The sequence below is a fragment of the Streptomyces sp. NPDC059524 genome (assembly GCF_042749255.1).
GTDB classification, from domain to species: Bacteria; Actinomycetota; Actinomycetes; order Streptomycetales; family Streptomycetaceae; genus Streptomyces; species Streptomyces xanthii.
In genome coordinates this window covers 1-1,316 of record NZ_JBHYTK010000090.1, presented here as the reverse complement: position 1 = coordinate 1,316, position 1,316 = coordinate 1, and the positions used below count along the sequence as shown (strand labels likewise).

Sequence of the window (1,316 nt, the reverse complement as noted above, 5' to 3'; positions counted from 1 at the left end):
CCCCGGCCCCCCCGCACCTCGGGACCCCGCGTCTGACCGTGTAACTCAACCCACCACCCCTCGCCCACTGGATACCACGTCAGCCGTACGGGACCGGGCTGTTTTCCGAACCCAGTACTCACCGGTACTGAGTCCGTTCCGAGAGAGAAGTGAGCCGCCCGGTGTCCGCAGTCTCCGACCGCCTCCCCACCTTCCCCTGGGACAAGCTGGAGCCGTACAAGAAGACGGCCGCGGCCCACCCCGACGGCATCGTCGACCTCTCCGTGGGCACCCCCGTGGACCCGGTGCCGGAGCTGATCCAGAAGGCTCTGGCCGGCGCCTCCGACTCGCCCGGCTACCCGACCGTGTGGGGCACGCCCGAGCTGCGCGACGCGCTGGTCTCCTGGTGCGAGCGCCGCCTCGGCGCCCGCGACTTCACGCACCACAACGTCCTGCCGGTCGTCGGCTCCAAGGAACTCGTGGCCTGGCTCCCCACCCAGCTGGGGCTCGGCCCCGGCGACAAGGTCGCCTACCCGCGCCTCGCGTACCCGACGTACGAGGTCGGCGCCCGCCTGGCCCGCGCCGACCATGTGGCGTACGACATTGAGACACTTGCGGCCGGCGCCGCGGGCACGGAGCTCGACCCCGAGGGCATCAAGCTCCTGTGGCTCAACTCCCCGTCGAACCCGACCGGCCGCGTCCTGTCCAAGGACGAGCTCACCCGGATCGTGGCCTGGGCCCGCGAGCACGGCATCCTCGTCTTCTCCGACGAGTGCTACATCGAGCTGGGCTGGGAGGCCGACCCCGTCTCGGTCCTGCACCCGGACGTCAACGGAGGCTCCTACGAGGGCCTGGTCACCGTCCACTCGCTGTCCAAGCGGTCCAACCTCGCGGGGTACCGGGCGGCGTTCCTCGCCGGTGACGCGGCGGTCCTCGGCGAGCTGCTCGAGATCCGCAAGCACGGCGGCATGATGACCTCCGCGCCCACCCAGGCCGCCGTCGTGGCCGCCCTCGGCGACGACCAGCACGTCCAGGAGCAGCGCGCCCGCTACGCGGCCCGCCGCGAGCAGCTGCGCGCCGCCCTGGAGGCCCACGGCTTCCGCATCGAGCACAGCGAGGCCAGCCTCTACCTCTGGGCGACCCGCGGCGAGTCCTGCTGGGACACCGTCGCGCACCTCGCCGAGCTCGGCATCCTCGTCGCGCCCGGCGACTTCTACGGCTCGGCCGGGGAGCAGTTCGTGCGGGTCGCCCTGACCGCCACCGACGAGCGCGTCGCGGCGGCCGTCTCCCGCCTGGCCTGACGCCGCAGTCCCTCCGCCCGGAAACGGGGTGTGGGG

General features: G+C 72.6%; 1 protein-coding gene. It reads left to right on the top strand.

Annotation, left to right across the window (positions count from 1 at the left end; all coding sequences use genetic code 11):
• Positions 1-161 precede the first annotated feature (161 nt).
• Complete coding sequence (locus ACFW9D_RS23690; protein WP_384624484.1) at positions 162-1,280, top strand: bifunctional succinyldiaminopimelate transaminase/glutamate-prephenate aminotransferase; 1,119 nt, start codon at positions 162-164, stop codon at positions 1,278-1,280.
• Positions 1,281-1,316 lie beyond the last annotated feature (36 nt).